Annotated in this window: 26 protein-coding genes; 17 read left to right on the forward strand and 9 right to left on the reverse strand. The window is 71.3% G+C overall.

Annotated elements, in window-relative coordinates; genetic code table 11:
- Nucleotides 1–180 precede the first annotated feature (180 nt).
- From J8M50_RS15425 to J8M50_RS15435, 3 genes are all read left to right on the forward strand, one after another.
- Nucleotides 181–723, forward strand: a complete 543-nt coding sequence (locus J8M50_RS15425; protein WP_010354373.1) for a sigma-70 family RNA polymerase sigma factor — start codon at nt 181–183, stop codon at nt 721–723.
- The gene (locus J8M50_RS15430) at nt 720–1,553 is read left to right on the forward strand and encodes an anti-sigma factor (protein ID WP_010354372.1); all 834 of its coding nucleotides are present in this window, start codon (nt 720–722) and stop codon (nt 1,551–1,553) included. Before J8M50_RS15425 ends, J8M50_RS15430 begins: the two co-directional genes overlap by 4 nt.
- A gap of 128 nt (nt 1,554–1,681) precedes the next feature.
- Complete coding sequence (locus J8M50_RS15435; RefSeq protein ID WP_010354371.1) at nt 1,682–1,957, forward strand: hypothetical protein; 276 nt, start codon at nt 1,682–1,684, stop codon at nt 1,955–1,957.
- A 222-nt stretch (nt 1,958–2,179) separates the two neighbouring features.
- Here the strand turns inward: J8M50_RS15435 and J8M50_RS15440 are convergent, their stop codons facing one another.
- Together J8M50_RS15440 and J8M50_RS15445 are read right to left on the reverse strand one after the other, a co-directional pair.
- A complete protein-coding gene (locus J8M50_RS15440; RefSeq protein WP_010354370.1) occupies nt 2,180–2,968 on the reverse strand; it encodes an ABC transporter permease in 789 nt (262 codons plus the stop codon).
- Nucleotides 2,965–3,915: a daunorubicin resistance protein DrrA family ABC transporter ATP-binding protein gene (locus tag J8M50_RS15445; protein ID WP_010354369.1), complete on the reverse strand. Its 951-nt coding sequence runs from the start codon at nt 3,913–3,915 to the stop codon at nt 2,965–2,967. The genes J8M50_RS15440 and J8M50_RS15445 overlap by 4 nt, the downstream gene beginning before the upstream one ends.
- Before the next feature lie 63 nt (nt 3,916–3,978).
- Here J8M50_RS15445 and J8M50_RS15450 point away from each other — a divergent pair, with 63 nt between their 5' ends.
- Nucleotides 3,979–4,695 (forward strand): TetR/AcrR family transcriptional regulator C-terminal domain-containing protein, encoded by a 717-nt coding sequence (locus J8M50_RS15450; RefSeq protein ID WP_010354368.1) that lies wholly within the window; start codon nt 3,979–3,981, stop codon nt 4,693–4,695.
- A 22-nt stretch (nt 4,696–4,717) separates the two neighbouring features.
- On the opposite strand, the gene J8M50_RS15455 is transcribed toward J8M50_RS15450, so the two are convergent.
- The 4 genes from J8M50_RS15455 to hmgA all read right to left on the reverse strand — a co-directional run bounded on the left by J8M50_RS15455 (nt 4,718) and on the right by hmgA (nt 8,310).
- Nucleotides 4,718–5,851 carry a type ISP restriction/modification enzyme gene (locus tag J8M50_RS15455; RefSeq protein WP_029183940.1) on the reverse strand — a complete coding sequence of 378 codons (1,134 nt, stop codon included), beginning with the start codon at nt 5,849–5,851 and terminating at the stop codon, nt 4,718–4,720.
- Between the two features lie 43 nt (nt 5,852–5,894).
- Entirely contained in the window at nt 5,895–6,167 is a 273-nt protein-coding gene (locus J8M50_RS15460; RefSeq protein ID WP_223786307.1) for a class I SAM-dependent methyltransferase, read from the reverse strand.
- Nucleotides 6,168–6,232: 65 nt separating this feature from the next.
- Entirely contained in the window at nt 6,233–6,982 is a 750-nt protein-coding gene (locus J8M50_RS15465; protein WP_010354365.1) for a GntR family transcriptional regulator, read from the reverse strand.
- A complete protein-coding gene (gene hmgA / locus J8M50_RS15470) occupies nt 6,979–8,310 on the reverse strand; it encodes a homogentisate 1,2-dioxygenase (RefSeq protein WP_010354364.1) in 1,332 nt (443 codons plus the stop codon). The genes J8M50_RS15465 and hmgA overlap by 4 nt, the downstream gene beginning before the upstream one ends.
- 160 nt (nt 8,311–8,470) lie before the next feature.
- On the opposite strand from hmgA, the gene J8M50_RS15475 reads away from it, so the two are divergent.
- The 9 genes from J8M50_RS15475 (at nt 8,471) to J8M50_RS15515 (ending at nt 19,792) form a co-directional block, all read left to right on the forward strand.
- Complete coding sequence (locus J8M50_RS15475) at nt 8,471–9,187, forward strand: hypothetical protein (RefSeq protein ID WP_010354362.1); 717 nt, start codon at nt 8,471–8,473, stop codon at nt 9,185–9,187.
- An 81-nt stretch (nt 9,188–9,268) separates the two neighbouring features.
- Nucleotides 9,269–9,886, forward strand: a complete 618-nt coding sequence (locus J8M50_RS15480) for a TetR/AcrR family transcriptional regulator (protein ID WP_010354361.1) — start codon at nt 9,269–9,271, stop codon at nt 9,884–9,886.
- Between the two features lie 159 nt (nt 9,887–10,045).
- On the forward strand, nt 10,046–12,277 hold the full coding sequence (locus J8M50_RS15485) for a molybdopterin oxidoreductase family protein (protein ID WP_010354360.1): 2,232 nt from the start codon (nt 10,046–10,048) through the stop codon (nt 12,275–12,277).
- 156 nt (nt 12,278–12,433) lie between these two features.
- Entirely contained in the window at nt 12,434–13,891 is a 1,458-nt protein-coding gene (locus tag J8M50_RS15490) for a CitMHS family transporter (RefSeq protein WP_010354359.1), read from the forward strand.
- Between the two features lie 40 nt (nt 13,892–13,931).
- Nucleotides 13,932–15,200, forward strand: coding sequence for an MFS transporter (locus J8M50_RS15495; protein ID WP_040836710.1), 1,269 nt, complete (start codon nt 13,932–13,934; stop codon nt 15,198–15,200).
- Nucleotides 15,201–15,364: 164 nt separating this feature from the next.
- Nucleotides 15,365–15,931, forward strand: a complete 567-nt coding sequence (locus tag J8M50_RS15500) for a hypothetical protein (protein ID WP_010354357.1) — start codon at nt 15,365–15,367, stop codon at nt 15,929–15,931.
- Between the two features lie 16 nt (nt 15,932–15,947).
- Complete coding sequence (locus J8M50_RS15505) at nt 15,948–16,826, forward strand: class F sortase (RefSeq protein ID WP_075825440.1); 879 nt, start codon at nt 15,948–15,950, stop codon at nt 16,824–16,826.
- A gap of 200 nt (nt 16,827–17,026) precedes the next feature.
- Nucleotides 17,027–18,322 carry an ABC transporter ATP-binding protein gene (locus J8M50_RS15510; protein WP_010356826.1) on the forward strand — a complete coding sequence of 432 codons (1,296 nt, stop codon included), beginning with the start codon at nt 17,027–17,029 and terminating at the stop codon, nt 18,320–18,322.
- Between the two features lie 150 nt (nt 18,323–18,472).
- Nucleotides 18,473–19,792 carry an MFS transporter gene (locus J8M50_RS15515; protein ID WP_010356825.1) on the forward strand — a complete coding sequence of 440 codons (1,320 nt, stop codon included), beginning with the start codon at nt 18,473–18,475 and terminating at the stop codon, nt 19,790–19,792.
- On the opposite strand, the gene J8M50_RS15520 is transcribed toward J8M50_RS15515, so the two are convergent.
- Nucleotides 19,758–20,417 carry a TetR/AcrR family transcriptional regulator gene (locus J8M50_RS15520; RefSeq protein ID WP_010356824.1) on the reverse strand — a complete coding sequence of 220 codons (660 nt, stop codon included), beginning with the start codon at nt 20,415–20,417 and terminating at the stop codon, nt 19,758–19,760. The two genes, J8M50_RS15515 and J8M50_RS15520, sit on opposite strands and share 35 nt — an antisense overlap.
- Before the next feature lie 85 nt (nt 20,418–20,502).
- Between J8M50_RS15520 and J8M50_RS15525 the strand changes: the two genes are divergently transcribed.
- From J8M50_RS15525 to J8M50_RS15535, 3 genes are all read left to right on the forward strand, one after another.
- Nucleotides 20,503–21,654 (forward strand): acyl-CoA dehydrogenase family protein, encoded by a 1,152-nt coding sequence (locus tag J8M50_RS15525; RefSeq protein WP_010356823.1) that lies wholly within the window; start codon nt 20,503–20,505, stop codon nt 21,652–21,654.
- A gap of 86 nt (nt 21,655–21,740) precedes the next feature.
- The gene (locus J8M50_RS15530) at nt 21,741–22,025 is read left to right on the forward strand and encodes a YiaA/YiaB family inner membrane protein (RefSeq protein WP_010356822.1); all 285 of its coding nucleotides are present in this window, start codon (nt 21,741–21,743) and stop codon (nt 22,023–22,025) included.
- A gap of 108 nt (nt 22,026–22,133) precedes the next feature.
- Nucleotides 22,134–22,760 (forward strand): TetR/AcrR family transcriptional regulator, encoded by a 627-nt coding sequence (locus tag J8M50_RS15535; protein WP_010356821.1) that lies wholly within the window; start codon nt 22,134–22,136, stop codon nt 22,758–22,760.
- A 60-nt stretch (nt 22,761–22,820) separates the two neighbouring features.
- On the opposite strand, the gene J8M50_RS15540 is transcribed toward J8M50_RS15535, so the two are convergent.
- A complete protein-coding gene (locus tag J8M50_RS15540; RefSeq protein WP_059047228.1) occupies nt 22,821–23,282 on the reverse strand; it encodes a MaoC family dehydratase in 462 nt (153 codons plus the stop codon).
- Between the two features lie 116 nt (nt 23,283–23,398).
- Between J8M50_RS15540 and soxR the strand changes: the two genes are divergently transcribed.
- Complete coding sequence (gene soxR, locus J8M50_RS15545; RefSeq protein WP_010356819.1) at nt 23,399–23,863, forward strand: redox-sensitive transcriptional activator SoxR; 465 nt, start codon at nt 23,399–23,401, stop codon at nt 23,861–23,863.
- Between the two features lie 76 nt (nt 23,864–23,939).
- On the opposite strand, the gene J8M50_RS15550 is transcribed toward soxR, so the two are convergent.
- Nucleotides 23,940–24,839 carry a helix-turn-helix domain-containing protein gene (locus tag J8M50_RS15550; protein WP_010356818.1) on the reverse strand — a complete coding sequence of 300 codons (900 nt, stop codon included), beginning with the start codon at nt 24,837–24,839 and terminating at the stop codon, nt 23,940–23,942.
- Between the last annotated feature and the right edge of the window lie 103 nt (nt 24,840–24,942).

Below are 24,942 nucleotides of genomic sequence, written 5' to 3' on the forward strand. Positions count from 1 at the left end.
TTGACGGACGGGTATACGGAGCGGGAGGGGTGTTCGGATTGGTCCATCCGAAAGTTTTTTATTTTTGCTTCCGACCCGCGTTTCGGGCCGTCAGATCCGTACTTCCGCCGGAGGTGTGTGCGCGTGCGAGTGCCTGGTGTGACAGGACGGCCCGGCTGTGGTCGCGGAGAGGGGAACCGCATGGAGGCGGACGACCTGCTGGTGCTCGTGGCGCGAGGGGACCAGCGGGCCTTCGAGCAGTTGTACGGTCTGGTCTCCGGTCCGGTGTTCGGTCTCGTACGGCGCGTACTGCGCGATCCGTCGCAGTCGGAGGAGGTGGCTCAGGAAGTGCTGCTGGAGTGCTGGCGCTCGGCCGCCACCTTCGACCCCGCGCGCGGCAGCGCCCTGTCGTGGATCCTCACGCTCGCCCACCGCCGCGCCGTCGACCGGGTCCGCAGCGTGCGCGCGGCCGGCGAACGCGAGCAGCGCGAGGCCCTGCGCACCCACCACCCCGCCTTCGATCAGGTCTCCGAGGAGGTCGAGGCGGGCATGGAACGCGAATGGGTACGCCGCTGTCTCGGCCGGCTGACGACGCTCCAGCGCCAGTCCGTCACTCTCGCGTACTACGACGGCTACACGTACCGTGAAGTGGCCGAGCGGCTCTCCCTGCCGCTGGGCACGGTGAAGACGAGGATGCGCGACGGGCTCACGCGGCTGCGCAACTGCCTGGGAGGTGCCGCATGAGCGTCCTGAACCGTCTGCTGGGCAGAGGGGACCTCCACTCGCTGGCCGCCCCCTACGCCCTCGACGCACTGGACGGTGACGAGCGCCGCCGCTTCGAGAAACACCTGCGTACCTGTACGTCCTGCGCCGCCGAGGTGCGTGAACTCGCCGAGGACGCCGTCCGGTTGGCGTGGTCGACGGCCGCGCCGGCGCCGGCCGCGATGCGCGACCGGGTGCTGGCCGCCGTACAGGTGACCCCGCAGGAGTCGGCGGGGGCGCGCACTGTTCAGGAGCGCGCGCCGCAGCTTCCGCCGCACGTGTGGGGCGCGCAGCCGCCGCCCGGACGCTCCCGTGCTTCACGCGCTCCCCGCGCGCGCCGTCCGCTCTTCGCGCCGTTCGCCACCATCACGGCCGCCGCCGCGCTCGTCGTCGCCTCCCTCTTCGCGGTCCAAACCAGCCGTACGCAGGACCAGTTGGACGCCGCGCAGGACCGCGCGCGGGACATCGCGCAGGTGCTCTCCGCACCCGACGCCCGCGCCGGGAACGGCCGGGACGCGCAGGGCCGCAGCATCGGCGTCATCGCCTCCGCGTCGGAGGGCGACGCGATCGTCACGCTGCGCGGGTACGGCGGACTCGGCGGCGGGCAGGTCCATCAACTCTGGCTCATGCGGCCCGATGTGGAGCCTCGTTCGCTCGGACTCTTCGACGGCGACACGCCCTTGGTGGCGACGGGTCTCAGTTCCGATGCGACGTCACTCGCTGTGACGGTGGAGCCCTCGGGCGGGTCACCTCAGCCCACTTCGCAGCCAGTTGTCCAACTCGCCCTGAAATCGGTCGGATTCGGAGAGTAATCGCGGGGGAGTCGTCAACCCCCTTGCGGGGAAGGCTGATCCTGTGAGCGCGATACACGCGTGACCCCAGGGGGAGATAGGGTTAACCTGCCCGGGGTCGGGTGGACTCGTACGGGTGGGGAGTGACGATGGAACAGATAACGATGCGCAGCAGGGCGAGGGTCCCTGCGATCACGTGCGGTAGCAGCGCGACCAGTTCGCGGCTCGACCGTCACCTCTCGGTACTGGCGGGTCCCGCCATACCGCAGAGGGAGACCGTCGAGGCGACCTCGCTCATGCGTGAGCTGACCGCGCGCGACACCCAGCACCAGCCCAGCGACCAGGGCCGCCGAGTGAGCCGCGTCTCGCTCTTCGCGCCGCTGCGCCGGCTCCGCCGCTCCCTCTTCGGGAGCCGCCGGCACTGACGGGCCCGCGTTCAGGCGGCCCACCGTGCCGCCGTGTCCCCCGCCGCAGTCCGTCATCCCCACGGCCGCGGCGGTGTCCGGCGCACTCACCCGGGCGCGGGCTCCCGACTCCCGCTCCCTCAACTCCCGTACCCGTTCGTCCGGTTACGTCGCGAATTCGTCTGGTTACGTCGCGAACCGCCGAAGATCCCCCGGCTTCGGCGGTCCACCACCCCGTTCACCTCACCGCTGGGCGCGCGCGTACCGCCGTACCGCCAACGGCGCGAAGACACCGATCAGCAGGGCGCACCACAGCAGGGAACCCGCGACCGGATGCGCCACCGGCCAGGCCGCGCCCTCGGGCACGGGCGCGTTGCCGAACAGGTCGCGCAGGGCCGTCGTCAGCGCGCTGATCGGGTTCCACTCCGCGATCGTGCGCAGCCAGCCCGGCAGGTTGTCGGTCGGGATGTAGGCGTTGGACAGCAGCGGCAGCATGAACGTGGCGCTGCCGAGCTGACCTGCGGCCTCCTCGCTGCGCGAGAGCAGCCCGAGGAAGACGCCCACCCAGGTGCAGGCGAACCGGAACAGCAGCAGCAGTGCCAGCGCGCCGGCCGCCGCGGGCGCCGAGCCCTCGACCCGCCAGCCCACCGCCAGCGCCACCAGCAGGAACGGCACGGTCCCGGCCGCCGTGACGACCAGGTCGGCCACCGCCTGCCCGAGCGGCACCGCCGCCCGGCTCACCGGCAGGGTCCGCAGCCGGTCCGTCACCCCGCGGTGGACGTCCTGGGCCGCCTGGAACATCCCCGTCATGATCCCGTTCGCCGCGGTCGCCACCAGCAGTCCGGGGACGAGGACGGAACGGTACTGCGCGCCGGGCATCGCCAGCGCGCTGCCGAAGACGTAGCCGAAGAAGAGCAGCATCGTGATCGGCATCGTCTGGGTCAGGATCACCAGCGCCGGGTTGTTGCGGACCCGCAGCAACTGGCGGCCGAGCATGGCCGTCCCGTCGTACCGGAGCGTGCTCGCGGTCATGCCGCCCTGCCTTCCTGAACGTTGTCCGTGAGGCGCAGGAACGCCTCGTCGAGGGTGGGTGGCCGCAGGCTCGCGTCGAGCAACGGCACGCCCGCCGCGTCGAGTTCGCGCACCAGGCGGGGGAGGGTGAGCGTGGTGTCGCGGGTGACCGCGCCGACCGCGCCGCGCTCGTGGTCGAACACCGGTTCACCGCCGGTCAGTTGGTCGAGCACGGCGGCGGCCTTCACGAGCAGGTCCGGATCGGCGACGATGGCCTCGGCGTACGTGCCGACAACCGCCTTGAGCTCGGCGGGTGTTCCGGTCCGCGCGACCCGTCCCCGGTCCACCAGGGCGATGGTGTCGGCGAGTTGGTCCGCCTCCTCCAGGTACTGCGTGGTGAGCAGCACGGTGGTGCCCTGCCGCCGCACCTCCCGTACGGCGTCCCAGACGTCGTTCCTGCTGGCCGGGTCCAGGCCGGTGGTCGGCTCGTCGAGGAAGAGCACGGCCGGGCGGCGCACCAGGCTCGCCGCGAGGTCGAGGCGGCGCAGCATTCCGCCCGAGTAGGTGGACGCCGGCCGGTCGGCGGCCTCGGTGAGGCCGAACCGTTCCAGCAGGCCGGCGGCGCGCTCTCCCGGCCCCGGCACCCGGTGCAGACGGGCGAACAGGCGCAGGTTCTGCCGGCCGGTGAGATCGCCGTCCACCGACGTGCTCTGCCCGGTCACGCCGATGGCGCGCCGTACGGCGGCGGCCTCCCGTACGAGGTCGTGCCCCGCCACCCGCGCGGACCCGGCGTCGGGCCGCAGCAGGGTCGTCAACAGGCGTACGGCCGTCGTCTTGCCGGCCCCGTTCGGGCCCAGGACGCCGCAGACCGTGCCCTCGGGGACGGCGAGATCGAGCCCCCGGACGGCGTGGACCTCGCCGAACCGCTTCTCCAGACCTTCACTAAGTACAGCGTACGTAGAAGTCATGGCCCGACCATAGCGCACTACGTACGGTGTACGTAACTACGATGGGGGGCGAGGTGATGATCGATGGCGGGCCGTCCGTCCGTACCCGAAGTGATCTGGAGCCGTCCCGAGCGGACCGGCCGAGGGCCCCGGCCCGCGTTCACGCGTGCCGACATCGCGGCGGCTGCCGTCCGCATCGCCGACGCGCGGGGGCTCGACGAGGTCTCCATGCGGCACGTCGCCGCCGAACTGGGCTGCGGGACCATGTCGTTGTACAACTACGTCCCCCGCAAGGAGGATCTGTACGAGCTGATGATGGACGCGGTCAGCGGCGAGCACGAGCTGTGGGAGCCGAGCGGTGACTGGCGGGCCGACATGCTCCGCGTCGGGCGCCAGACGCGCGCGCTGATGCTCCGCCACCCCTGGCTGCCCCGCCTGATGTCGGCGTCCTACGGCTTCAGCCCCAACGCCCTGCGCTACCTGGAACACTGCCTGACCTGCCTGGATCCGCTGACCGGGATGACGTACGGCCTGAAGATGCAGCTCGTCGCGATGCTCAACGGCGTGGTCACCGTCTATGTGTCGGGCGAGCTGGCCACCGCCGAGCGGACGCGGTCGCTGCCCTGGTCCGAGGAGGAGGAGAACGCCGTGCGGATCGCCTATCTGGGGGCGCAGGTGATGAGCGGGAAGTATCCGCGGATGGCCGCCGCGTTCACGGAGGATGCGGGGCCGATCGATATGGAGGCGGTGTTCGAGGAGGCGTTGCGGCGGGTGCTGGACGGGTTCGTACCCAGGGGGTAGGGCGGGGGCTCGTACTCAGGGGCTACAGCAGGGTGAACTGCCCTGCCGGGCCCTCCTCCTGGTGGTCCAGGACCGAGGCGGGGCGGCGGGAGCGGGGCGGGGGCGGCAGGATGCCCGTCGGGTGGAGGTCCTTGATCCGGTGCTCGACCTCGAACGGCTCCCGTAGCTCCGTCAGGAGTGTCAACACCGTGATCAGCTCCAGGAGTTCGGACGTCCACGGCTGGGGCCAGGTGCGGGGGCCGATCGCCGAGAGGGTGCCCGGTTCGCCCTGTTCGGTCCGTGCGGCGAACCACTGCTCCAGGACCCGGGTCTCGCCGTGCGTGAAGTCCCAGGCTTCCTGGGGGACCGGGGAGACCTTGCCCTCGTCGAGGTGGAGGGTCTGGTCCTCGGGGTCGTAGTGGACGTGCTGGGGGCGGGCCGGGATCGGGGCTCGGACGTAGGGGCGGCTGCCGCCGGGGAGTTTGGGGCGGTCGCCGCCTCGACGGTGGAGCCAGAGGATGCGGTGGCCTCTGCGGGTGCCCTCGGCCCAGATCTCGGGGTCGTCCGTGAGGGGGACCCGTAGCTCTGTGGGGGTAGTCGTCGCGAGGATCCAGGCGAGTACGTCTTCGGGGGTGGGCGATGCCTTGAGGTGATCGGCGAGGTGGTCCAGGAGGCCGGGGGCCAGGTTGGGCTCCTGTCCTCCCGGGCGGCGGTACAGGGGTCGTACCCGGGTACGACCCAGGAGGGGCAGATGCGCGCTGGCCAGTAGTCCGTCCGGCGTCTCCACCAGGAACACCTGCCGCTCGTCCGCCACCCGCCACAACTCCGGCCGGGCCACGTCGATCAGCCGGTGGTCCGGGATCAGCCACTGCTCGTCGTACGGGGCGTACAGGACGCGCACCGGGGGCGGGCAGGGCCCTTCGGCGTGCGCGAGCCTGCCGGTGTCCGTGGCCTGCCCCGGCAGCTGGGTCACCGCCGAGTCCGGAGTCCGGCCCCGGGACGGCTCGAACAGTGCCGCCCGCTCGGCCCCTCCGGCCTTCAGCAGCACGTCCCAACGAGCCTTCAGGGCCCCCACATCCGGCCCGACCGGCCACCCCCGCCCCACCCGCGGCGGCCCAACGGCCCACGGCATGAGGTCACCGAGCAGCGGAGCGTCGTCGTGCGTCACGCAGGGCATGGTACGTCGGACTCGGCGCGGGCCGTAGAGGGGACATAGGGGTTCATGTCGCCGCGGGCGCGCGCACGAGGAGCTGGATCGCCTTCGCCGGGTGGCCGTTCATGGTGGGTACGGGGAGGGTGCGCGAGTGGACGGCGTCGAACGCGGAGAGTAGGTGCTGGGCGTCGTCGTCGGGGACGCAGGTCAGCACGGCGAAGAGGAGCACCAGGTCGAACGAGGCACCGGGCAGCGGCACGTCCGCCGCTGCGAACCGTGCCCCGGGGCACAGCCGGCGGGCCTGGGCGATCATGCCCGGAGAGGTATCGACGCCGTCCAGTCAGGGCAGGTGCAGCGGGTGCGTGAACGTCTTCGTCGTCGCGGCGGCATCCCAGTAGGCCGTGTTCACGGTGCCTCCAGTGTCACCGTGAACGAGAAGCGGTCGCCCCGGTAGTGGATGACGGCCACGTCCAGGACTTGGCCCGACTTGTCGTACGTGACGCCCGTGTAATGCAGGATCGGGCTGAGCAGCGGGACTTGGAGGAGGCGGGAGGTTTCCGGGTCCGCCAGGCGGGCCTCGATCGTGTCGGTGATGCGGGCGATGTCGGCGTGGGCGATGTCCCGGAGGACCTTGGTCATGGGGTGGCGGGTGAGGGCGTCCGGGGTTATGCGGGCGGCCAGTTCGGGGCGGAGCCAGTTGCGGGCGTGGTTGGTGGGGTCGCCCGTTTTCTCGTCGGAGCGGAGGCGGTGGTACGTCGTCAGTTCGCGCAAGTCCGGGAAGTGGGAGGCCAGTTCGGGCGGGACCGGGACCTTGCCGTGGTCCAGGAGCTGCGTGCGCATCCCCGACTGCTGGGCGACGATCGCGTCCACCGAACCCAACAGGCGTACGGGCGTACCGCGCCTGGCGCTGGGTTCGATGAAGGTGCCCCGGCGCCGGTGGCGGGTGATGAGGCCCTCGGTCTCCAGCTCCTTGAGGGCCTGGCGCATCGTGAGGACGCTCACGCCGTAGTGGACCGCGAGTTGCTCCTCCGTGGGCAGGCGCAAGGGTGCGTCGGGTGAGCGGCCGAGGATCGAGGCGCGCAGCGACTGCGAAACCTGGTACCAGAGAGGGAGTTTGGCGTTGAGAGTGAGCGAGTCGGGGGCGAAGGAGGTCACGGCGCCAGCCGGAAACTCCGGTGCCCGGGACGGAAGTGCCGCTCCAACCCCCGCCAGACATCGTCGTACCGCTCCTGAAGATGCTCCCCGGCATGCGCCGCGAGCGTGATCGGCCAGCGCGTCTCGAACATGAACGCCAGCCCGTCGTCGAGGCGTTGGGGCTTCAGCTCGGCGGCGCTCGCCCGGTCGTACGTCTCCCGGTCGGGCCCGTGCGCGGACATCATGTTGTGCAGCGACCCCCCGCCCGGCACGAACCCGTCGGCCTTCGCGTCGTACGCCCCCTCGATCAACCCCATGTACTCGCTCATCACGTTCCGATGGAAGTACGGCGGCCGGAACGTGTCCTCGCCGACCAGCCAACGCGGCGCGAACACCACGAAGTCGACGCCGGCGAGCCCCGGTGTGTCCGACGGCGACGTCAGCACCGTGAAGATCGACGGGTCGGGATGGTCGTACGAGATCGTCCCGATGACGTTGAAGCGCCGCAGGTCGTACACGTACGGCACGAGGTTGCCGTGCCAGGCGACGACGTCGAGAGGGGAGTGGCCGTACGTCGCCCGCCAGAGGTTGCCGCAGAACTTGTTGACGACCTCGACGGGACCTTCGACGTCCTCGTACGCGGCGGCCGGTGCCTTGAAGTCCCGTGGATTCGCCAGGCCGTTGGCGCCGATCGGCCCGAGGTCGGGGAGCCGGAAGGGGGCGCCGTAGTTCTCGCAGACGTACCCGCGGGCGGTCGCGTCGAGGAGGGTGACACGGAACCGTACGCCGCGCGGGATCAGCGCCATGTGCCCCGGTTCCGCGTGGAGTTGGCCGAACTCCGTGTGCAGCAGGAGACCGCCGCGCTCGGGGACGATCAGCAACTCCCCGTCCGCGTCGGAGAAGACGCGGTCCATGGAGGCGTTCGCGTGATACAGGTGCACGGCCATCCCGGCGCGCTGCGTGGCGTCACCGTTGCCGCCGACCGTCCAGAGCCCGGCGAGGAAGTCGGTGCCGGGGGCGGGCTCCGGAAGGGGGTTCCAGCGCAGCCGGTTGGGGTCGGGGACGGCCTCCGTGAAGGGGCCCGTACGGATCGCGCCGTTGTCGGTCCGGGCGAACGCGGGGTGCGCGGCGCTCGGCCGGATCCGGTAGAGCCACGAGCGCCGGTTGTGGGCGCGCGGCTCGGTGAACGCCGTACCGCTGAGCTGCTCCGCGTAGAGCCCGAGGGGGGCGCGCTGGGGGGAGTTGCGGCCCTCGGGGAGCGCGCCGGGCACCGCCTCCGAGCTGTGCTCGTTGCCGAAGCCGGTGAGGTACGTCAGTCCCTCCGCGGTCTTACGCGCGTCCGTGGCCATCGTCGCTCCCTCGCGTCCGAATCCTCTGTATCACCGTAGGAATGAAAGGGCTGGCTCGCAAGGGGTACCCGTGTAGTCCTCTGGTAGGACGATCACGGGGGGACGAGAACCAGACCTCAGGGGGATTCGGGCGCCGGAGCGCTGTTCTAGGCTCACGGGCATGTCGTGGACGCGTGGGTTTCTCGCCGCGCTCGCGGTCTGTGTCCTGCTGCCGGCCGGACTCGCGGGCTGCGAGTCCAGTGCCGGCTCCGAACAGGGAGACGGGAAGAACGGGGCGTCGACCGCCCCTGCCGGAAAACTCCTGGACGACACGGACGAGGCGGGCCGCCGGTACCGGGAGGTAGGCAGCAAAGGGGCGCCCTGGGTGGGCGTCCAGGTCGAACCGGACTCGGACGGGAGCTGGGAGGTACGCCTCACGCTGCGCAACTTCCGCTTCTCCCCCGAGGGGAGCGCCGCGCGGGCCGTCGAGGGCCGGGGTGCCGCGCGCCTGTACGTCGACGAGAAGCCGCTCGCCGAACTGCGCACCCCGAGGTACCGCATCGGCGTGGGCTACCTGCCGCACGGCACCCACCACGTCACGGCCCGGCTGTACGCGGACGACGGCACGGTGTGGGCGGTGGACGGCAAGGCGGTACAGAGCACGGCGGACATCACGGCATCGGAGCCGGAGGAATCGCCGGGGGCGACGTCGCCTTCGGCCTCGGTGTCGGGGCCGGCGTCGCCGACGGGGGTCGCGCTGGGGGCGGGGGCGGGAGGCGCGGCGGACACTGCGGTGGGCTCGTACCCCTACCCGTACTCCCCGTACGTCTCCCTCGTCGTGCACACCCCCTCCAGTAGCCCCCGGTCCCTCTCCGGTACTACGGGCGGTAGCCTCTAGCACCTCCGCGGAGCCGAGCGCGGTCGGCAGCCCGTTCCGTCCCGAGGGGCGGGGTACCCCGGCCACCGGCGGAAAGGCATCATGAACTCCGTGCCTCAAGCGACATCGCTGCGCCGCGCGCCCGTCCAGCGCCGGAGTGCGGAACGGCTGACCAGGATCCTCGACGCGTGCGCGGACCTCCTCGACGAGGTGGGCTACGACGACCTCTCCACGCGGGCCGTCGCCCAGCGGGCCGGCGTGCCCATCGGCTCGGTGTACCGCTTCTTCGGGAACAAGCGGCAGATGGCCGACGCGCTGGCCCAGCGCAACCTTGAGAGGTACTCCACCCGGGTGACGGAGCGGCTCAAGCGGGCCGGCGCCGGGGACTGGCGGGCGGCGATGGACGCGGTGCTCGACGAGTACCTGGAGATGACCCGTACCGCCCCCGGCTTCTCCCTCGTCGACTTCGGCAACCAGATCCCGGTCGGCTCCCGGCACGCCGAGCCCAACACGCGCGTAGCCGACCGCCTCACGGAACTCCTCTCGGCGTACCTGGACCGGACGCCGGACGACGACCTGCGCCGGACGTTCCTGATCGCCGTCGAGACCGCCGACACCCTCGTCCACCTGGCCTTCCGCCTGTCCCCGGAGGGGGACGAGAGGGTGATCGACGAGACGCGGGAGCTGCTGCGGGCGTATCTGGCGAGGGTGCTGGACTGAGGGCCGGACCGGGGGCCGGACCGGGGGTGTCGTAGTCCCCTCCCTCTCAAGGACTAACTCCAAAGGACTCCCCGTAATACCTACCGGTCGGTACGCTCGGAGTATTAGCACCCGCGTACTAGTACCCGCGCCGAAGCCGCCGCCCCTCCGGGAGGACCCGTGTCCCGAACCGCCCTGCGTGTCTGCCCCCTGTGCGAGGCCACCTGCGGTCTGACGCTCACGATCGAGGGGACCACGGTCACCCATGCCCGGGGAGACCGGGACGACGTGTTCAGCAAGGGCTTCGTGTGCCCCAAGGGCGCGTCCTTCGGCGCGGTCGACGGCGACCCCGACCGGCTGCGGACACCGCTCGTCCGCAGGGACGGCGAGCTGCGGGAGGCCACCTGGACGGAGGCCTTCGACGCCGTGGCCGCCGGAGTGCGGGGCGTCGTCGAGCGGTACGGCGCCGACTCGGTCGGCGTGGTGCTCGGCAACCCCAACGTGCACACCGTCGCCGGCGCCCTCTACCCGCCCGTCCTGCTCGCCGGCCTCGGCACGCGCAGCTACTTCACCGCCTCGACGGTGGACCAGATGCCCAAGCACGTCTCCTCCGGCCTCCTCTTCGGAGACGCGAACGCCATCCCCGTACCCGACCTCGACCGCACCGACCACCTCCTGCTGATCGGCGCCAACCCCCTTGAGTCCAACGGGAGTCTGTGCACGGCCCCCGACTTCCCGGGCCGCCTCAAGGCGCTGAAGGCGCGCGGCGGCACCCTCGTCGTCATCGACCCGCGCCGCACCCGCACGGCGAAGCTCGCCGACCGCCACGTCCCGATCCGGCCGGGCACGGACGCCCTGCTGCTCGCGGCGATGGCGCACACCCTGTTCGCCGAAGACCTCGTGGACACAGGGGAGTTGACCCCGCACCTCCAGGGCCTGGCCGAACTCCGGGAAGCCGTCGGCGAGTTCACCCCCGACGCCGTGGCCGCCGCCTGCGACGTCGACGCCGACACGATCCGCACCCTCGCCCGCGACCTCGCCGCTGCCCCGACTGCCGCCGTGTACGCGCGGATCGGGAGCTGCACGGTCCCGTACGGCACGCTCGCGAGCTGGCTCGTGGACGTCCTGAACATCCTCACCGGCAACCTCGACCGCGTCGGCGGCGCCCTTTTCCCCCAGGCGGCGACGGACAAGACGCCGCGTCCGGCGGGACCCAGTCACGGGTTCGCGCTGGGGAGGTGGCGGTCGCGGGTGAGTCAACATCCGGAGGCCAAGGGTGAGTTGCCGCTCTCCGCGCTGGCCGAGGAGATCGATACGGCGACGGCGGAGGGCGAGCCGATCCGCGCGCTGATCGCGGTCGCCGCGAACCCCGTGCTGTCCGCGCCGGACGGCGACCGGCTCGACAAGGCCCTGGAATCCCTGGAGTTCATGGTCAGCGTCGACCCCTACCTCAACGAGACGTCCCGGCACGCCGACGTGATCCTGCCCCCGCCGCCGCCCTCGCAGAGCCCGCACCACGACTTCGCGCTCAACACCCTCGCGATCCGCGCCCAGGTCCGCTACAACCGGGCCGCGATCCCGCTGGAACCCGGCCGCATGGCCGAGAGCGAGATCCTCGCGCGCCTCACCCTCGCCGCGACCGGCATGCACGGCGCCGACCCGTCCGCCGTCGACGACCTGGTCATCGGCCAGACTCTCGGCAAGGCCGTCAAGGAGGCCCACTCCCCGGCGTACGGCCGCGACTCGAAGGATCTCGCCGATCAACTCACCGGCGAGAACGGCGTGGAGCGCCGCCTCGACCTGATGCTCCGCCTCGGCCCGTACGGCGACGGCTTCGGCGTACGGCCGGACGGCGTCACCCTGGAGAAGGTGCTCGCGCACCCGCACGGCATCGACCTCGGCCCCCTGCGTCCGCGCCTCCCGCAGCCGCTGAAGACGCGGAGCGGCAAGGTCGAGCTGTTCCCGGAGCCGATCGCCGCCGACCTCCCGCGACTTGTCCGCGCGATGTCCCAACTCCCCACGGGGCTCGTCCTGGTGGGCCGCCGCCACCTGCGCTCGAACAACAGCTGGATGCACAACGTGCCGCCCCTGACCGGCGGTTCGAACCGATGCACCCTGCACCTGCACCCCGAGGACGCCGAACGCCTCGGCGTCACCGACGGCGGGTACGTCCGCGTGAAGGGCGCCGGGGGAGCGGTCACCGCACCCGTCGAGGTCACCGACTCGGTCCGGCGCGGCGTCGTCAGCCTCCCGCACGGCTGGGGACACGACCGCCCCGGCACCCGCATGGGCCACGCGGCTCTCGATCCCGGCGTCAACGTCAACCAGCTCCTCGACGGCCGGCTGCTGGACCCCCTGTCGGGGAACGCGGTCCTCAACGGCGTACCCGTCGATCTCGATCCGGTCCGCTGATACCCCACCGGTACTAGAGCTCTAGTACCTGACCAGGAGTTTTGCGCTTATTGCTCGCGTGTCAACGTCTTGTTAACACTCTTGCGCGCCACCTAACGTCGTCGCACCGCCAGCCCCCGGTGGGATGTTCAAGGGCGAACGTTAGGTATCCAACTCATGCTGACCATCCTCGGCTTCACCATGATCGCGACATTCCTTGTCCTGATCATGCTGAAGAAGATGTCGCCGATCGCGGCGCTCGTACTGATACCCGCGCTGTTCTGCGTGTTCGTCGGCAAGGGTGCCCACCTCGGCGACTACGTCATCGACGGCGTCACCGGCCTCGCCCCCACCGCGGCCATGCTCATGTTCGCGATCGTCTACTTCGGTGTGATGATCGACGTCGGCCTCTTCGACCCGATCGTGCGGGGCATCCTGAAGTTCTGCAAGGCCGACCCGCTCAGGATCGTCGTCGGTACGGCGATCCTCGCGGCGATCGTCTCCCTCGACGGCGACGGCTCCACGACCTTCATGATCACCGTCTCGGCGATGTACCCCCTCTACAAGCGGCTCAAGATGAGCCTCGTCGTGATGACCGGCGTCGCGGCCATGGCCAACGGCGTGATGAACACGCTGCCCTGGGGCGGCCCGACGGCCCGCGCGGCGACCGCGCTGAAGCTCGACGCGAGCGACATCTTCGTACCGATGATCCCGGCGCTGGCCGTCGGCCTGGTCTTCGTGTTCGCCCTCTCGTACGTCCTCGGCCGCCGCGAGCGCAAGCGGCTCGGCGTGCTGACGCTGGACGACGTGCTGGTCGAGGAGAAGACCACGGAGTCGGAGACGGTCCTGGTCGGCGCGGGCACTACGGGTGCTACAGGTACTACGGGGGCCAAGGGCGCCGCCGGGGGTACTACGGGTACGACGGGGTCCACGGGTTCCACCGGAGGTACTACGGGTACGACGGGCGGCGACGACAGCGACGAGGACGACGGCTTCCGGGTCCTCGACCCCGACCGCTCCACCCTGCGCCCCAAGCTGTACTGGTTCAACGCGCTCCTGACGGTCACCCTCCTCACTGCGATGATCATGGAGTGGCTGCCGATACCGGTGCTGTTCCTGCTCGGCGCGGCCCTCGCCCTGACCGTCAACTTCCCGCACATGCCCGATCAGAAGGCCCGCCTCGCCGCCCACGCGGAGAACGTCCTCAACGTCTCCGGCATGGTCTTCGCCGCCGCCGTCTTCACCGGCGTCCTCAAGGGCACCGGCATGGTCGACCACATGGCGCGCTGGCTCGTCGACAACATCCCCGACGGCATGGGCCCCCACATGGCCTTCGTCACCGGTCTGTTGAGCCTCCCGCTCACCTACTTCATGTCCAACGACGGTTTCTACTTCGGCGTCCTCCCCGTCCTCGCCGAGGCCGGCCAGGCGCACGGCGTCTCCTCCCTGGAGATCGCCCGCGCCTCCCTCGTCGGCCAGCCGCTGCACATGTCCAGCCCGCTCGTCCCCGCCGTCTACGTCCTCGTCGGCATGGCGAAGGTCGAGTTCGGCGACCACACCCGGTTCGTCGTCAAGTGGGCCTGTCTCACCTGTCTGGTGATCCTCGCGGCGGGCATGCTCTTCGGGATCATCTAGCGCAGGACCCGGCTCAACCGGCGTACAAATGGAGGTACTTGTGAGGCCCGGCGGGAACCGCGGCTGGCTGCTCAGGCTCGTCGTCGCCTTCTCCTTCGCACAGGGGGCGGTGTCGATGGCCCGGCCCGCCGTCTCCTACCGGGCCCTCGCGCTGGGCGCCGACGAGCGGGCGATCGGCGTCATCGCGGGGGTGTACGCGCTGCTGCCGCTCTTCGTCGCGGTCCCGCTGGGCCGCCGTACGGATCACGGGCGCTGCGCCCCGCTGCTGCCGGCCGGTGTGGTCCTGATCGCGGGCGGCTGCGCGATGAGCGGCGTCGCCGACTCCCTGTGGGCGATGGCCCTTTGGAGCGGCGTGATGGGGCTCGGGCACCTCAGCTTCGTCATCGGCGCGCAGTCGCTGGTGGCCCGGCAGTCCGCGCCGCACGAACAGGACCGCAACTTCGGGCACTTCACCATCGGCGCCTCCCTCGGCCAGCTCGCCGGGCCCGTCGCCGCCGGTGCCCTCATCGGCGGCGACGACCTCGCCGGTACCAGCGCCCTCGCCCTCCTCGTCGCCGGGGCGGGCGCGGCCGTCGCGGTCAGCTCGCTGTGGCGGATCGAGGACCGGGCGACCGTTCCCAAGTCCCGTGCGCGGCAAGGCGATCGGGTGTCCGTGACGGGGATCCTGCGGACCCGGGGCGTGCCCGCCGGGATGCTCGTCAGCATGTCGGTGCTCTCCGCGACGGACATCCTCACCGCGTACCTGCCCGTCGTCGGCGAGAACCGCGGCATCTCCCCGGCGGCCGTCGGCCTCCTCCTCAGCCTGCGCGCCGCCGCCTCCATCGCCTGCCGCCTGATCCTCACCCCGCTGCTGCGGCTGCTGGGCCGTACGTGGCTCCTCACCCTGACCTGTCTGCTGGCCGCGCTGCTGTGCGCGGCGATCGCGATTCCCGTACCGGTGTGGGTACTTGGGGCGGTCCTCGCGGCGCTCGGCTTCTGCCTGGGCGTCGGCCAGCCCCTGTCGATGACGACGGTCGTCCAGGCGGCCCCCGCCTCCGCCCGCTCGACGGCCCTCGCGCTGCGCCTCACCGGCAACCGGCTCGCGCAGGTCGCGGCGCCCGCCGGGGCGGGGCTGATGGCCGGTGCCGCCGGGGTCGCCGCGCCGTTCCTGATGCTGGGGGTGCTGTTGCTGCTGTCGTCGGGGGTGGCGCTGCGGGCACCGGGACCTCCGGGGGACGGGGAGGGGGTACCTGAGGGGGAGATACCTGAGAGGGACGGTTCTCCCCGGCGGCGAGGACGCCTCTCGCTGAGCCGTAAGAGTGAGGACTGACGCCCCGTACGGCGATGCTCCCGCCGATCGCGTACTTCTTCGGCGCAGGCTTCCGAAAAAGATGACAATCATCTGACTCGGAGGACTGTGTGACCCGCAGGTATCACTCTCGCCCGTACCTCTCCCGTAGGGCCGCCGCCCTGACGGCCCTCGCCGCCACAGGTATGACACTCCTGGGAGCTACGGCCGCTATCGCCGCACCCGGTGACAACGGCGACGTCAAGGTCCACATGGTGGACACCGCGGTCGCCGCCCATGCCAACCAGCCGAAGATCTGCCGGTTCTACCTGGACGCCTTCAACTTCGACACCGCCCAGGGCATCGACTGGACGATCAATCCCCAGGGCGGACAGTCCGGCACCACCGCCTCGCTCTCCGACTCCCTCACCCTCACGAACGGTGCGGGCGTCACCGAGAACCTGCTGCTGCCGACCGGGCAGTACAAGCTGACCTGGAAGATCGTCGGCGGCAACGGCGCGGGCAAGATGAAGGTCTTCAAGGTCGACTGCCCCGACATCCCGACCAACCCGCCGAGCAGCCCGCCGCCGGGCGGTCCGGGCGGCCCCGGCGGTGGCCCCGGCGGACCCAACGGCGGTCCCCCGGCGGGCGGCGGCGGTCTCGCCAAGGCCGACGCCTTCAGCCCGCTGACCGGCGCGGCGGCCGTCGGCGTCACCGCGGTCGGCGCGGTGGCCTGGTTCCGGCTCCGCCGCCGCCCGCACGGTGCCGCGTAGCTCCGGAGCAGTACGCGTGCCCCAGTTCCCCGGCGCCTCCCCGGGCGCCGGGCCCGGCCCACGGGGACGGCGGCGTCCCCCCGTACGCCCCTGGTACCGCACCCGTGCCTACCGCCTCACCCGCACGCTCGTGGTGGCCGCCGCGCTGACGACGGGCTGCGTGTGGTGGGCCGGCGATCCGGAGCCGCCGACGGTGAGCGCCGCGCACGCTCCCGGCGCCGACGCGAAGAGCGTTCTCGCGGAGTCCGGCGCCGGTGCGGGGAGCGGCTCCTCGGCCTCCGGTTCCGGCAGGGGGAGCGCCTCTCCGGCCTCGCGTCCCGGCGGCCGGAACGCGTCCTCGCCCGCTCGCCCCGGCGCGGGAAGCGTGTCCCCGGCCGCGAGGAGCACGCCCCCCGCCCCTGGTGCGAAAGGCGCGCCCGCCACCCCCTACCCGTCCCCCTCCAGAGCCACCCGCCTCGTCATCCCCTACCTCGATGTCGACGCCCCCGTCATGCCCCTGCCCCTCGACCGCGACCGCCGCCTCACCGTGCCGCCCGGCGACGATCCCAACCTGGTCGGCTGGTACACCGGCGGCCCCGCGCCCGGCGGCTCCGGTACCGCCGTCGCCGTGGGACACCTCGACACCCACACCGCCGGGGCGGTCTTCGCCGGGCTCAAGGAGCTCACCCCGGGTCACCTCGTGGAGGTACGCCGCGCGGACCGGCGGACCGCCGTCTACACGGTCGACAGGGTCGCGGCGTACGACAAGAAGGGCTTCCCCGATCGGGAGGTGTACGGGGACCGGGGGCGGGCGGAGCTACGGCTGATCACGTGCGCGGGGCGGTACGACCGGCGTACGGGGTACTCGGGGAACACGGTCGTGTTCGCGCATCTCACCGGGGTGCGCGGAGGCTGAGCAGGCGGTTCGCGCACCCCGAACCGCCTTTGCGGCAAGGCCGGTTGCCGCCCCTCCCGCTGAATCCGGACGTCCGCTTTCTCACCCCTCGGACCATGCTGTCCGATCCCTTCCCTCACCGGCGCGGTGTCCGTTAGCTTCCCTTGCTCACCCGTCCCGTACGACCCGTGGGGGACGGCCGGGCGCCGGGGACGAGGCTCATGACACGCGCGATCTCTCTGCACGACGTGAGCAAGGTGTACGCGAAGGGCGTCCGCGTCGTGGACGGGCTGACGCTGGACGTCGAACCGGGGGAGTTCCTGGTGCTGCTCGGCCCGTCCGGGTGCGGCAAGTCGACCGTGCTGCGGATGATCGCCGGCCTGGAGGACATCACCGAGGGGGAGTTGCTGCTCGACGGCGCGTACGCCAATCAACTCCCGCCGTCCGGGCGGGACATGGCGATGGTGTTCCAGAACTTCGCGCTGTACCCGAACATGACGGGCCGCGCCAACATCGGCTTCCCGCTGCGGATGGAGTCGCCGAGCGCGGACCCCTCGCCCCAAGTGGACGCCACCGCGCGGATGCTGGGCATCGAGGACCTGCTGGAGCGCTACCCCTTCCAGCTCTCCGGCGGCGAGCGCCAGCGCGTCGCGATGGGCCGGGCGCTGGCCCGCCACCCCTCCGCGTTCCTGATGGACGAGCCGCTCTCCAACCTCGACGCGAAGCTCCGCACCCACTTACGGGCCGAAATCTCGCAGCTCACCACGGGGTTGGGGGTCACCACCCTGTACGTCACGCACGACCAGGCCGAGGCGATGTCCCTCGGCGACCGGGTCGCCGTCCTGCGCGGCGGCGTCCTCCAGCAGGTGGACACGCCGCGCAACGTCTACGCCCTGCCCCGCAACGTCTTCGTCGCCGCGTTCATCGGCACCCCCAGGATCAACCTCCTGCGCGGGGTGGTCCGAGCCCCGCTCGACGGTGCGATGTCGATCAACCTCGGCAGACAGGCGCTGCGGCTGCCCGAACCCCTGTCCCCGGAGCACAAGTTGCTCCGCGTCCAGCAGGGCCGCGAGGTGATCGTGGGCCTGCGCTCCGAGGCGATCCGCATCGCCCCCGGCAGAGCGGCACGCCCCGGGGAGACCCTGATCACCGGCCTGGTCCGGCACGTCGAGTTCCAGGGCCACGAGGTCCTGGCCCACTTCGACACGGGCTCGACCCCGGCCCAGGTCCCCACCCTGGAATCCCCCCACCCCGTACCCCTCCACCCACCGCGCCGCCGCAGAACACCCCCACTCCTGACCCGCTTACGTCCCCACCCCGCACCCCCGACGCCCCCACCCCCTACCCGTACCCCTCAGGTACCCGGCGACCTGATAGTCCGCACCACCCCCGACCTGGACCTCCGCCCCGGCACCCAACTCCCCCTCCTGGTGGACCTCGCCCACCTCTTCGTCTTCGCCCCCCAGGGCGAACGCATCTCCCCGGCCCCGGCCCACCTCCCGGACCTGGCGGAGTAACCGCCCCGCGCGACGATCCGGGCGTACCCCCCTTAGCGCAACCACCCTGAACGGGTCACACACCCCGTTTCCCGTCAGCCCCGTTGACCCCATACCGTCCGGTCAGTATGTTCCCGGGAACGTCCCCCGCACCCCACGGAGTGTGCACGCATGGACACGTTCCCCACCGCTCACCCCCGTACCACCCCTACCCGCGCGGCGTCCCACCGCCGGGTCGCCACGGCTGCCGCGCTCGCGTCGGCCGTGGAGTGGTACGACTACTTCGTCTTCGGGATCGCCGCCGCTCTGGTGCTCGGAGACCTCTACTTCCCATCGGGGAGTTCCACCGCCGGGATCCTCGCCGCCTTCGCGACGTTCGCCGTCGGCTTCCTGGCCCGCCCGATCGGCGGGATCGTCGCAGGTCAGTTGGGTGACAAGCGGGGCCGCAAGCCGATGCTGGTCCTGGCGCTGACCCTGATGGGTGTGGCGACGACAGCGATCGGGCTGCTCCCGACGTACGACACGATCGGCGTGGCCGCGCCGATCCTGCTGGTGCTGCTGCGTGTCGTGCAGGGCATCGCCGTCGGCGCACAGTGGGGCGGCGCGATGCTGCTGGCGACCGAGTACGCGCCGGAGGGCAAGCGCGGTATCTACGGCAGCTTCGTCCAACTCGGCGTCCCCATCGGCGTGGTGACCGCGAACTCCGTCTTCCTGCTGGCCGGCGCCTTCACGAGCGAGAGCTCGTTCGAGGCGTGGGGCTGGCGGATCCCGTTCGTCATAGGGCTGTTCGTCCTCGGCCTCGCCTGGTACATCCACCGACACGTCGAGGAGACCCCCGAATTCCGGGCGGCGGAAAGGGAGTTGGCGAACAAGGAACAGTCCGGACAGGGCTCCCCGCTGCGCACGGTCCTGCGCCACCACCTCGGCACGGTCCTCCTCGCCGGCGGCTCCTTCGCCGTGAACACCGCGACGTTCTACATCCTGATCACCGGCGTCCTCGACTACACGACCCGCGACCTGGACATGAAGAGGAGCGCGGTCCTGACCGTCTCCCTCTGCGTCAGCCTCACCCAACTCGTCCTGATCCCCGCCTCGGCGGCCCTCTCCGACAAGGTCGGCCGCATCAGGATCTACGCGATCGGCGCGGCCGGCATCGCTCTGTGGGCCGTCCCGATGTTCCTCCTCATCGACACCGGCTCGCTGCTGTGGCTGGCCGTCTCCACCTTCGTCGCCGGCTGCTTCCTCAGCATCATGTACGGCCCCCAAGCCGCCCTGTTCGCCGAGCTGTTCACCCCGGAGATGCGCTACACGGGAGCCTCGCTCGGCTACCAGATCGCGGCGGTCGCGGGCGGCGGACTCGCGCCGTTCGTGATGGTGCTGCTCCTGGAGACGACGGGTACGTCGATGTCGGTCTCGGCGTACATCATCGGCCTCGCGGTGATCGCCCTGGTCTCCATCAAGGTCCTTGCGGACCGGGCCCGTTCACGCTGAACCTCGCGAACTGGCCTTCCAGGCCGTCCAGCAGAGCCGTCAACCCGGTCTCGAAGGCCCGCTCGTCCACCTTCTCCTGCTGCTCGGCCAGCAAGTGCGCCTGGCCGAGGTGGGGGTAGTCGGCGGGGTCGTACGCGCCGCGGTCCCGCACGAACCCGCCCGCGAACGACCCCAGCGCCGACCCCATCACGAAGTACCGCATCAGCGCCCCGACGGACGTCGCCTGCGCGGCGGGCCACCCGGCCCGGACCATCGCGCCGTACACCGCGTCGGCGACCCGTAGTCCCGCAGGCCTACGACCGGGGCCCTGGGCGAGTACGGGGACGATGTTGGGGTGGTCCCTCAGGGCGGCCCGGTACGACGTCGCCCAGTCGTGCAGCGCGGTGCGCCAGTCGCGGCCGTCCTCGAACATCGACAGGTCGACCCGCGCGCTCACCGCGTCCGCGACCGCCTCCACGATCTCGTCCTTGGTGCGGAAGTGGTTGTACAACGAGGGCCCGCTGACGCCGAGTTCGGCGGCGAGGCGGCGTGTCGAGAGCGCGGCGAGCCCCTCCGCGTCGATCAGCTCCCCGGCCGCGGCGACGATCCGTTCGGTGCTCAGCAAGGGCTTGTGCGGTCGGGCCATGGCGTTCATAGTAGGGCTGCGCCAGAAAACTAGCAGTGGTAATTTACCGGTGCGGGAACCGCCGGACGGATCGGGGAGCGGCCGTATGAACCTGGAACTCACCGAGGAACAGACCGCCGTCCAGCGCCTCGCCCGGGACTTCGTCACCCGCGAGATCACCCCGCACGTCCGCGACTGGGACCGCGCCGAGGCCGTCGACCAGGGCATCGTCAAGAAACTCGGCGAGGTCGGCTTCCTCGGCCTCACGATCGACGAGGAGTACGGCGGTTCGGGCGGCGACCACCTCGCGTACTGCCTGGTCACCGAGGAACTCGGACGCGGCGACTCCTCGGTGCGCGGCATTGTCTCCGTCTCCCTCGGCCTCGTCGCCAAGACGATCGCCGCGTGGGGGAGCGAGGAGCAGAAGCGGCACTGGCTCCCAGGTCTGACGTCGGGGTCGTACCTGGGGTGCTTCGGGCTGACGGAACCCGGCACCGGCTCCGACGCCGGGAACCTTGTCACCCGGGCCGTACGTGAGGGTGACGAGTACGTCGTCAACGGCACCAAGATGTTCATCACGAACGGGACTTGGGCCGACGTCGTCCTTCTCTTCGCGCGCTCCACCGACGCGCCCGGCCATCGCGGTGTCTCCGCGTTCCTCGTCCCCACCGACACCCCCGGCCTCACCCGCCGCACGATCCACGGCAAGCTCGGGCTGCGCGGGCAGGCCACCGCCGAGCTGGTCTTCGAGGACGTCCGCATCCCCGCGTCCGCGCTGGTCGGCGAGGAGGGCAAGGGGTTCTCCGTCGCGATGTCGGCGCTGGCCAAGGGGCGGATGTCCGTCGCGGCCGGCTGCGTCGGGATCGCGCAGGCCGCGCTGGACGCGGCGATCGGGTACGCGGGGGAGCGTGAGCAGTTCGGTACGCCGATCGCGGGCCGGCAGCTCGTGCAGGAGCTGCTCACCGACATCGCGGTCGACGTCGACGCCGCCCGCCTGCTGACCTGGCGCGTCGCCGATCTCATCGACCGGGGGCTGCCGTTCACGACCGAGGCGTCCAAGGCGAAGCTCTTCGCCTCCGAGGCCGCCGTACGCGCCGCGAACAACGCGCTCCAGGTGTTCGGGGGGTACGGCTACATCGACGAGTACCCGGTCGGGAAGCTGCTGCGGGACGCGCGGGTGATGACGTTGTACGAGGGGACCAGCCAGATCCAGAAGCTGGTGATCGGGCGGGCGCTGACCGGGGTGTCAGCCTTCTGAGTTACCCCTCAGGTCCCTCTCGGTTGAGTACCTCCTGAGTACTACGGCGGATGTGGCGCGGGCCACGTCCGCCGAGACTCGTTCCCATGAGTGACACACCCAAGCAGCAGAGCACCGCCGCCTTCTACGGCCAGGCCGTGGCCTCCTTCGCCGTCGCCATGGCGGCCACCTCCGTCGGCATCTACCAGCTCAGCGCCGATGCCTGGGTCCGTGCCTTCCTCGCGATCGCCGTCCTCTACCTGGTGACGTCCTGCTTCACCCTCGCCAAGGTGATCCGCGACCGCCAGGAGGCCAGCACCATCGTCGGCCGCGTGGACCAGGCCCGCCTGGAGAAGCTCCTCGCCGAGCACGACCCGTTCGAGAAGCTCTGAGCGCGGGCAGCCTCCGTGCGCGGACGCGGCTGCGACCGGCCCGGCTAAGCGCCCGCTCACCTTCGGCGGTATGGTAGGGCGACTGTCTGTGAGAAGGGTCGGTGAGCGATGAGTACGGCGCAGGACACGATCGGCGGCGAGGCCGAGCCGTGGGAAGAGGTCACGCCCGACGCGGCCCGGCGTCTGCTCGTCGCCGCGGTCGAGGCGTTCGCCGAGCGCGGCTACCACGCCACCACCACCCGCGACATCGCGAGCCGCGCCGGCATGAGCCCGGCCGCGCTCTACATCCACTACAAGACCAAGGAGGAGCTCCTCCACCGCATCAGCCGCATCGGCCACGACAAGGCGCTCGGCATCCTGCGCGGCGCGGCCCGCGGTGAGGGCAGCGCCGCCGACCGCCTCGCCGACGCGGTCGGCTCCTTCGTCCGCTGGCACGCGGTACGGCGTACGACGGCCCGGGTCGTCCAGTACGAGCTCGACGCGCTCGGCCCCGACGCCCGCGCCGAGATCGTCGCCCTGCGCCGCGAGGTCAACGCGGAGGTGCGCGGCATCCTCGACGACGGGGTCGCCTCGGGGGAGTTCGACGTCATCGACGTACGCGGGACGACGCTCGCGATCCTCTCCCTGTGCGTGGACGTCGCCCGCTGGTTCAACGTGAACGGGACGCGGACGCCGGAGGAGGTCGGCGAGCTGTACGCCGACCTCGTACTGCGGATGGTGGGGGCGGCGAGGTAGCTCTCCGGGGGTAGCCCTCGCGGGGTAGCTCTGCGGGGGTACCCCTTGAGTACTCGTCCTCTAGAGGTAGTACCGCGACACCGACTCCGCCGCGCACACCGGCTTGTCGCCGCCCTCGCGCTCCACCGTGAACGCGAGGGCGATCTGCACCCCGCCCTTGACGTCCTCGACGGAGCTGATCCGCGCGGTGGCGCGCAGCCGGGAGCCGACCGGGACGGGCGCGGGGAAACGGACCTTGTTCGTCCCGTAGTTGACGCCCATCTTCACGCCGTCGACCTGGATGAGCTGGGGTCCGAACAGCGGCAGCAGCGACAGCGTCAGATAGCCGTGCGCGATGGTCGTGCCGAACGGCCCGGCCGCCGCCTTCTCGGGGTCGACGTGGATCCACTGGTGGTCCCCGGTGGCCTCGGCGAACAGGTCGATCCGCTTCTGGTCGACCTCCACCCAGTCGCTGTACCCCAACTGCTCGCCCACCGCCGCCTTGAGCTCGTCGGCGGACGTGAAGATCCTCGGCTCTGCCATGGTTCCCGGCCTCTCAGTGCGAAGTCCCGAAGTCTAAGCAACTGCTTAGCATGGTAGGTCGGGGAGACCCTGTCAACGGACCTGGTCAGGCGCGATCGCCCCACTAGGCTGGACGTGTGCCCCAGATCCACGAGAACGTCCAAGAGCTGACCGTCGGCCAGTTGTCGGCGCGCAGTGGTGTCGCCGTGTCCGCGCTGCACTTCTACGAGGCGAAGGGGCTGATCGCCAGCCGCCGCACGTCCGGGAACCAGCGCCGGTACGGCCGTGACACGCTGCGGCGCGTGGCGTTCGTGCGGGCGGCCCAGCGGGTCGGGATACCGCTCGCGACGATCAGGGAGGCGCTGGCCCAGCTGCCGGAGGAGCGGACGCCGACGCGGGAGGACTGGGCGCGGCTGTCGAAGGCGTGGCGGTCCGAACTGGACGAGCGCATCAAGCAGTTGAACCGCCTGCGCGACCACCTCACGGACTGCATCGGCTGCGGCTGCCTCTCCCTCGACACCTGCGTCCTGTCCAACCCGGACGACGTCTTCGGCAACCGCCTCAGCGGCTCCCGGCTGGTGGTGGAACACCGGGAGGGATGAGGGGGTACTACCCCTCCAGGGGTAGTACCCGTCTCCCGGCCCCCTCCGACTCCGGCCCCGCTTCACCCGTACCGCCTCACCCCCACACCCACCGAATCCCGAACCGGCACTCCCCGGCCCCCAGCGCCACCGCGTGCACCACCCCCGCCGCGTCCACCCGCAGCCGCTGCTCCCGCCGGAACCGCGCCCCCCTGCTGTCCCCCTCAAGTCCCGTGGTCCGGTAGGAGTAGCAGGCGTACGGCAGCGCCCCCGGATCGAACCGCACCTCCAACAGGTGCTCCCGCATGGGCACATGGATCGCCGTCTCGACGTGCCGGGTCACCCGCCGGGGTTCCCGGTGCTCGACGGTGTAGTCCACGATCACCGTCTCCCCTCGCGCCAGCGGCCGTTCGAACAGCATCTCCGCGACGACGAGCCCCTCCTCGGGCAGTTCGACGACGGTCCCGAGCCGCAGGGGTTCGGCGAGCCGGATGCGGGGGAGCGGCCCGGGGGAGTCGAGCCGGTAGAGGGCGATCCACCGGTCCGCCCCGTCGGCCTCCGCGCGCAGCAGCCGCCGGCTGGACAGCGACCGCAGCCGCCGCTGCCCGTCGACCTCGGCCCGGTTGTGGCAGCTGAGCCGCGTCAGCGAGGAGTCCCACCGGACGTCGACGGCGCCGCGCGCGCCCCCGAGCGGCCAGGCCCGGTCGAGAGCGGGGAGCCCGTCGCCGGGCGGCAGCCACCGTCCTCGCGGCCGGGGCGGAGCCAGCCGCGCGCTGAGGCTGGCCGGCGGCAGGGACAGGACGTCCTCCAGGACCGCCAACGCCGAGAGGGAGCGCCGCCGTTCGGGCTGGTGGCGGCCCGACTGCCAGGAGCTGAGAGTCGCCGCGGAGACCGGGACCCCGCGCAGCCGCAGCCGCTCGTGGATCCGGTCCAGGCTCAGGCCGCTCGCGGCGATGGCGGCCCGCAGCTCCTCGTGGAACGGTCTCTCCCCGTGCATCCCCCAGTCTCCGCCCGGGCGCACCACGGAGCGGAAGACCGCCGTCCGGATGTTTGATCAAAGTTTCCGCTTGTTTGATCGAAACCGCCCGAATCTAAAGCCT

Source organism: Streptomyces acidiscabies, from assembly GCF_020010905.1.
Taxonomy (GTDB): Bacteria; Actinomycetota; Actinomycetes; order Streptomycetales; family Streptomycetaceae; genus Streptomyces; species Streptomyces acidiscabies.